This window comes from bacterium (assembly GCA_027622355.1).
Classification (GTDB): Bacteria; UBA8248; UBA8248; order UBA8248; family UBA8248; genus JAQBZT01.
The window spans coordinates 1-7,392 of record JAQBZT010000153.1; the positions used below are offsets into that span (position 1 = coordinate 1).

At 64.3% G+C, this 7,392-nt stretch carries 6 protein-coding genes; 2 read left to right on the top strand and 4 right to left on the bottom strand.

What is annotated here, in order from left to right; all coding sequences use genetic code 11:
* Positions 1-82: 82 nt before the first annotated feature.
* From O2807_09690 to O2807_09700, 3 genes are read right to left on the bottom strand one after another with little or no spacing between them, the layout of a single operon-like run.
* The gene (locus O2807_09690; protein MDA1000767.1) at positions 83-1,021 is read right to left on the bottom strand and encodes a PfkB family carbohydrate kinase; all 939 of its coding nucleotides are present in this window, start codon (positions 1,019-1,021) and stop codon (positions 83-85) included.
* Between the two features lie 14 nt (positions 1,022-1,035).
* On the bottom strand, positions 1,036-1,776 hold the full coding sequence (locus tag O2807_09695) for a CoA-transferase (protein MDA1000768.1): 741 nt from the start codon (positions 1,774-1,776) through the stop codon (positions 1,036-1,038).
* Positions 1,773-2,639 (bottom strand): CoA transferase subunit A, encoded by an 867-nt coding sequence (locus tag O2807_09700; protein MDA1000769.1) that lies wholly within the window; start codon positions 2,637-2,639, stop codon positions 1,773-1,775. Before O2807_09700 ends, O2807_09695 begins: the two co-directional genes overlap by 4 nt.
* A gap of 266 nt (positions 2,640-2,905) precedes the next feature.
* Between O2807_09700 and O2807_09705 the strand changes: the two genes are divergently transcribed.
* Together O2807_09705 and O2807_09710 are read left to right on the top strand one after the other, a co-directional pair.
* Entirely contained in the window at positions 2,906-4,285 is a 1,380-nt protein-coding gene (locus O2807_09705) for a sigma-54 dependent transcriptional regulator (GenBank protein MDA1000770.1), read from the top strand.
* A 32-nt stretch (positions 4,286-4,317) separates the two neighbouring features.
* Entirely contained in the window at positions 4,318-6,825 is a 2,508-nt protein-coding gene (locus tag O2807_09710) for an ATP-binding protein (GenBank protein ID MDA1000771.1), read from the top strand.
* Between the two features lie 6 nt (positions 6,826-6,831).
* Here O2807_09710 and O2807_09715 read toward each other — a convergent pair.
* On the bottom strand, positions 6,832-7,392 hold a 561-nt coding region (locus O2807_09715; protein MDA1000772.1), incomplete at its 5' end, for a TIGR04283 family arsenosugar biosynthesis glycosyltransferase.

Genomic DNA, 7,392 nt, shown 5'->3' on the forward strand with positions numbered 1-7,392 from the left:
CCGGAGCCGCAAGCCGCCGCGAGGAACAAAATCAGAAAAAGACCAAAGAAAAACCGCGAGCAGCCCTGCATATCAAGTTTCGTCATGAATTCCCCAACCCCAATCTTTCTGAAAGAAAAGTTTCGGCTTCCTGAAGGTCCGGCAGCCCGGCGCGGCCGCCGAGCCGTCTGCAATTCATGGCCGCCACCGCGTTGGCAAACCGAAGGGTGCGCTCCAAGCCGTAATCCTGAAGAACACCGAAGAGAAAACCCGCATGGAAGGCATCTCCCGCCCCGGTGGTGTCCACCGCGTCCACCTCGAATCCGGGAGAATCATAAAAGAGGGCTCCGTCGAAAGCGAGCGCGCCCGCCGATCCGCGCGTCATGGCCGCCACCCGGGGGCCGAGGGCATGTATCCGGCGGAGCGCCGCTTCGGGCTCCTCCTCCCCGGTAAAGAGAGAGGGAAAATCCTCGGCGGCCACCAGATAATCAGTCAGCCCGACGAGCTTTTCCATCCCGGGAAGCACCCGTTCGGCATCGAGGGAAACGGGGATTCCGCTCTCGCGGGCCCATCTCGCCGCCTGAATCTCGGCCTCCATGGAATGGCCGTCGAGATGGAGTATCCGCCCCGCGCGGACGATCCCCTCGCTCACATCCCCCGGGGAGAGCATGACCTCCCGCCGCCACATGATCGTCCGCGCCCCCCGCGCCGCGACGGCTTCTCCCGAGGCGACGATGATGACGGCGAACTGGCTGGCGCGCCCCGGCTGCACCACCATCCCCTCGGTGTTGACCCCCTCCTCATCGAGACTCTCTCTGGAGAAGGCGCCCTCCGCGTCGTCTCCCACCGCGCCGATGAACGCGGTCCGGAGGCCAAGCCGGGAGAGGGCTGCCATGGCCGTCGCCGCCTGTCCCCCGCCCTGGCGGGTCACCTCCTGGAGCGGTCCTTTCGTGTTGAAGGCCGGAAACTGATCCACCCGGCAGAGCAGATCGACGGAGTTGAGACCGATGCCCACGGCATCAAAGCGGATTTTTTGCGCCATGTCGTATGTCCGGCTCAGGAAAATTCGCGGAAGCGGACGCCCCCCGGATCGGCCGCCTGAAGCGCTTCCCGCTCTTCGTCCGTCGGCTCGGGCGTCTCGGGCGCCGCCTCGCAGGGTCCGGGGTCAAAGCCCGTGGCCGCGCGCACTTCATCCGCGGACACCCCGGCGTGGCGGCTCTCGATCTGGAGCCTCCCTTCCAGGGATCGGAAAACACACAGCGGCGTGATCACCCGATCCACCCGGCCCGAGGCGGTGACGTAATCGCACCGCTCGGGAAAACTCCGGGGATCGTGCTGCGTCCGCCAGAGAACGGTGCGGCCCGCCGTGGGCAGGATCGCCGCGCTGCCCGCCCCGCCCGGCAGGCGCACCTTCGGCCTCGCGGGATCTCCGATGAAGGAAAGGTTGATGTCGCCCCGCGCATCAATTTGCGCCCCGCCGAGAAACGCCAGATCGAGCCCCCCCCGCGCGGAGAGATCGAAGATTTGCGAGAGATTGAAGATCGAGCGCGCTCCCTGGAGCAGCGGATCGCCGACCGTCGAGGCCGGAAGGTGCACGGGGGAGGAATTCACCCCGCCGGGGATGTTCAGATAGGTCAGCTGGGGCGCATGGGTGCGGCGCGCCAGCGCGATCGCCACCATGGGCAAGAGAGAGGCCACGCCGTGAAACACGGTCTCCCCGTCGCGGATCTGCCGGGCGAGAAAGACGGCCATCCGATCGGCGGTGCGGCGGACCGCGGCGGAAGCGGGAGCGTTCAACCGCGGCTCCTCTCGGCGTCCGCCTGCGCGGCGAAGTTTCTATCTGCGAAGTTCCGATCGTGCGCCTCCCACAGCGCAAGGTGCGCGGAGACATCCCCGCCCCCGCGCACCGCTTCGATGTAGCCGGCGAGGGCGGGCTCGTCCAGTTCGTAAAACGGATGGCACGAGCCGGGCGCCGCCCCCCGCGGGGCGTGCACCACCGCCCGCACCATGAAGGCGGGGATGACGGTCCGCTCGGGCTGCGCTTCGAGAAAAGAGGTCTCGACAATCTTCTCGGCGGTCAGGATCACCCCTGCCGCCGCGCGGCTCATGAGCACATCCTCGAACGTGCCGCCGTCGATCCGCGCATTGCCCTGCGCGTCGGCATACTGCACATGAAGGATCGCCCAGTCGGGACGGATGCGGGGGATCATGTAGACCCGCTTGCCGGTATAGGGATCTTCCACCTGGCGAAAGCCGGTGAGCGCCGGCGTATCGCTCCCCTCGAGCCCGGCGACGGGCTGGCTCGGGAGGCCGTAGGCGGAGGCGCGGAGACCTGCGATGACGGTGGAGCAGGCGTGCTCCACGGCGCGGACATCGCCCGCCTCCACCGCCCGGCGGTAGGCGGGGGCGAGCCCGAAAATATTTTCGAAGCCGATGTATCCCGAATGCACCTCGGCCACGGCGCCCGCCGCGCAGAGGAGATCGATGTCATATCCGCCCGCCGTCTTGACCAGGCGAAGCCCGCGCCGGCCCTGCCGCGCCATCTCGCGAACGAGCGCCGCCGGGATGCGGGTCAGCGAATTTCCCCCCAGCGCAATCATCTGGCCGTCCTCGATGAGCCCGGCCGCCTCGATCAGCGCCCTGCGCTTGTCCCCATCCATTCGGCTGCCTCTCCCGAAAAAATGCCCCGCCAAAGAGTGTGCCGGAATTATGCCCGCCTCGCGGAGCCGCCTCAAGGAATCCACCGGAAATGCCCCTTTCCCGGCCCTCCCGCAAAAAATCCGCTGGTTCCAGTGATTTCCGTTGAAAAATTCAACCGGCCACCCTATCTTGGAGAGAGGGGCATTTTGTCTCATTCCCTAAGGCAAGCGGCAATCTGCCCCACCCCGGCCACCTTCCCGGATTTCATATCTAGAGTGAGAGCAACATGGCGGGCGAGCGGATCCTGGTGGTGGACGATGAAGAAAGGATGCGCCACCTCCTCGAGCGCCTTCTGGGCGGCGAGGGCTACGAGGTACGCACGGCCAGCAACGGGGCCGACGCGCTCCGGCTCCTCTCCGAGGCCGACTCCGACCTCGTCATCTCCGATGTCCGGATGCCCGGAATGGACGGCCTCACCCTCCTGCGCACCCTGAAGGAGCAGGGCAGCTCCGCCGTGGTGATCATGATGACCGCCTTCGGAACCGTCTCCTCGGCGGTGGAAGCCATGAACGCCGGCGCCTATCACTACCTCACCAAGCCCTTCAAGATTGACGAGATGACCCTGCTCGTCCGCAAGGCACTGGAGTCGCTCAACCTTCAGCGCGAGGTCAAGACCCTGCGGGCGGAGGTGGAAGAGCGCTACGGCCTGGGAAAACTGATCGGCAAGAGCAAGGCGATGCAGGATGTCTTCAAGATGATTCGGCGCATCGCCCAAACCCACAGCACGGTCCTGATCACCGGCAGCACTGGAACGGGAAAAGAGCTGGGGGCCAAGGCGCTCCACTACCAGAGCAACCGGAGGGACCGGCCCTTTGTCGCGGTCAACTGCAGCGCCATCCCGGAAACCCTGATGGAGAGCGAACTGTTCGGCCACATGAAGGGCTCCTTCACCGGGGCGGTCGGCAGCCAGAAAGGCCTCTTCGAGGAAGCCCACAACGGAACCCTCTTTCTCGACGAGGTGGGCGAGGTTCCGTTGCCGATTCAGGTGAAGCTCCTGCGCTCGATCCAGGAGCGCGAGATCCGGCGGATTGGCGGACGCGAAAACATCCAGATCGACGTGCGGATCATCTCGGCGACCAACCGGGATCTGGAAGAGCTGGTGCGCGAGGGGAGTTTCCGCGAGGACCTCTACTACCGCCTGAACGTGATCCCCATCCGCATCCCGGGACTGCGGGAGCGCCCCGACGATATCCCGCTGCTCGCCCAGCATTTCATCGGAAAATTCTGCGAAGAAAACGGGATCGAACTGAAACGCCTCTCCAAAAACGCACTCCAGGCGCTGCTCGCCTACGACTGGCCCGGAAACGTGCGGGAGCTCGAAAACGTGATCGAGCGCGCCATCGCCTTATGTGAAAACGAAGAAATCGACAACACCGATTTCCCGACCCACATCGTCGAAAACCATTCCGGACTGATATCCACCAGAGCCGGGATGGACATCTCTCTTGAGGAGCTGGAGCGCCTGCACATCGAATCCATCCTGGAGAAAACGGGCGGGCACCAGATTCGCGCGGCGAAAATTCTCGGCGTTGACCGCAGGACACTGTACAGAAAATTGGTGAAGTACGGTCTCAAAAAAGGAACCCAACAGGAGTACAACTCATGAGCCGCCGGGATCGAAAATCCCCAGGAGTCGTTATGAAACCCTTTCCCGAACCGCTTCCGGCCAATGCGCTCCGCTGGAAATTTGAGGATCGAGAATCCCTTCCGCTGGATGGCCATGACGACGGCGGCGACCGCTTTATCGGGCAAGAGCGCGCCGAGCGCGCCCTCGAATTCGGCCTCGCCATGCGGGGCCACGATTTCAACATTTTCATCGCCGGGGCGCCCGGCTCGGGGCGCCAGACCATGTGCCGCTCCATCTGCGAGCGCATCGCGCGGCATCGGCCCGTCCCCGATTCCACTGTCTTCGTTCAAAACTTCACCGATCCCGACCGGCCCGTATGGCTTATTTTCCCGACGGGCCTCGGGCGCGCCTTTCGCGACGATATGGCAGCTGTCATCGCGGAGCTTCGCGAAGCCATCCCCAAAGCCTTCGAGGATGAAATCCAGGAAAACCGCCGGAAGGAAATCATCGAGGCGGCCCAAAAGCATCAGCGTGAACTCTTCTCCACGCTGGAAGCCCAGGCGAAGAAAAAAGGATTCGCCATTCGTCCGGCCCAGACCGGGTTCGCCCTCATCCCCCTGCTCGAGGGCGAGCCCGCCACCGAGGAGAACTACGAAAAACTTCCCGCCGAAAAGCGGGAGAAAATCGACCAGGAACGAATCGCCTTCACCGAGGAAATCGGGGAGTTCGCCAAAAAGGCCCGAGGCCTGGAAAAGGAGGTGCGGGAGCAGCTTCGCAGCCTCGAGCAGGATACCGCCCTGACCGTCGTGAAAGGGCCCATCAACGATTTGAAGGAAAAATACCGGGACTATCCCAAGGGGATCGAACACCTCAACGCGGTCCAAGAGCACATCCTGAAAAACCTCGACAACTTCCGGCCCCAGGAAGGCGGGGGCCAGGCAGGCCCCACCGTCCTGCTCCCCCAAAAGCAGGCGGAGGAGAACCCCTTCAAGGCCTACCAGGTCAACCTCGTGGTGGACAACTCCCATCTTGATTCCGCCCCGGTGATCTTCGAAACCAACCCGAACTTCAACAACCTATTCGGGCGCATCGACCGCAAGGCGTACTTCGGCTCCTACACCACCGATTTCACCCTCATCCGCTCGGGCTCGATGATGCAGGCCTCCGGCGGATTCCTCATTCTCAACGCGCTCGACGTGCTCACCAATCCGAGCGTCTGGCCCGCCCTCAAGCGCGCCATCCGCACGCGCTGTGTCCGCATCGAGGATTTGGGGGAGATGTACGGCTGGACGCACGGCGGGCTCAAGCCCGAGCCGGTCCCCGTCAACGTCAAGGTCATTCTGATGGGCAGTCCGATGCTTTACTATCTGCTGCTTCACCACGACGAGGATTTCGGAAAGCTTTTCAAGATCAAGGCGGACTTCAGCACCTCCATCAAGCGCAACCCGGAAACGCTCCGGGACTTTCGCACCTTCATCGAATACCACCGCAAGGAGTCAGACCTTCTTCCCTTTTCGGAGGACGCCGTGGCGCGCCTCATCGAGCACAGCGCCCGCATGGTGGCGCACAAGGAAAAACTCTCCGCCAGATTCGGGGAGTTGCGCGAGCTGATCCTGGAAGCCGACCACTGGGCCCGCCGCGCCGGGAGCAACGACGTCCTCGGCACGCACATCGCACGGGCCCTCGAGGAAAAAAGACACCGGGCGAATCTCGTGGACGAGCGGCTGCGCGAGCTGATCGCCGAGGGCACGCTGATGATCGACGTGGCGGGAGAGGTCGTCGGCCAGGTCAACGGGCTCGCCGTGCTCGACCTGGGCGACTACAGCTTCGGGAAGCCCTCGCGCATCACCGCCCAGACCTTCATGGGCGGCAAGGGGGTGATCAACGTGGAGCGAGAGAGCAAGCTCTCGGGCAGCATCCACGACAAGGGCGTTTTGATTCTGCAGGGATACCTCGGCGCCATCTATGCGCAAAAGCGCACGCTGGCGCTCACGGCCAGCATTACCTTCGAGCAAAATTATTCGGGGGTGGACGGCGACAGCGCCTCATCCACCGAGCTCTACGCGATCCTCAGCAGCCTCTCGGAACTTCCCATCCGGCAGGGTCTCGCCGTCACGGGCTCGGTCAATCAGCGCGGTGAGATTCAGCCCATCGGGGGCGTCAACGAAAAAATCGAGGGCTTCTTCGAGGTGTGCAAGGAAAAAGGGCCGCTCACCGGCGATCAGGGCGTCCTGATTCCGCATCAGAACGTGCGGAACCTCATGCTGCGCGACGACGTGATCGAAGCGGTGAAGGAGGGGAAGTTCCACATCTACCCGGTCCGGACGGTGGACGAGGGCATCGCGCTTCTCACCGGCGTGCCCGCCGGGGAGCCCGACCCGGAAACCGGCGCGTATCCGCCCGCTACGGTCCACGGCCATGTGGAGCGGAAACTCGAGGCCATGCACGAGAACATCATGCGCATGCGCCGCAGCCGGAGAGGCGAGGAAGAGGAGGAGGAAAACGGGAAGGAAGCCCCACCCGAAAAAACACCGCCCGGGCCGGAGAGTCCGCCCCCTCCGCCGAGAAGAAAGAAATAAACGCCCTCAGCGGACGTTCTCGTACCTCCGCGCGAGCCGCGCGGCCGGAACGCCGAGGACGTAGAGAATGCTGAGGCCCCACCAGATGGAGAGGCTGCGCCACTTTCCCCAAGCGTCGATTCGGCGCGTGCTCGTCACGATAGGCGTTTCAATCAGCGCCAGCCGGCCGGCCGCGCGCATCTTCCGGCTCAGCTCCCAGTCCTCAAAAAGAGGAAGATCGGGGTATCCGCCCAGCTTCTCAAACGCCTCACGCCGGATGAAGATCGCCTGATCGCCGAAGAACAGGCGCCATCCCCGCGAGCGGATGTTGGCGCTCAGACTGATGAAGCGGCTGAATGCATCGTCGCGGTCAAAACGGTGGCAAAAGCCTCCGCCGACCACGCCGGGATCCGCCAGCGCCTCCCGGACAAGGGCGAGGGCACCCTCGGGCAGCCGGGTGTCGCAATGGAGAAACAAGATGACATCCCCGCCCGCCGCCGCGGCCCCGGCGTTCATCTGGCGGGCGCGGCCCGGCGGGGAGGCCACCACCCGGGCCGAGCGGGCCGCCAGCTCGGCGGTGCCGTCCGC

What these genes read in the sequence shown, in the direction of transcription:
- O2807_09710 (MDA1000771.1), top strand. Translation starts at nt 4,318, where the DNA reads ATGAAACCCTTTCCCGAACCGCTTCCGGCCAATGCGCTCCGCTGGAAA.
- O2807_09705 (MDA1000770.1), top strand. Translation starts at nt 2,906, where the DNA reads ATGGCGGGCGAGCGGATCCTGGTGGTGGACGATGAAGAAAGGATGCGC.
- O2807_09690 (MDA1000767.1), bottom strand. Translation starts at nt 1,021, where the DNA reads ATGGCGCAAAAAATCCGCTTTGATGCCGTGGGCATCGGTCTCAACTCC.
- O2807_09700 (MDA1000769.1), bottom strand. Translation starts at nt 2,639, where the DNA reads ATGGATGGGGACAAGCGCAGGGCGCTGATCGAGGCGGCCGGGCTCATC.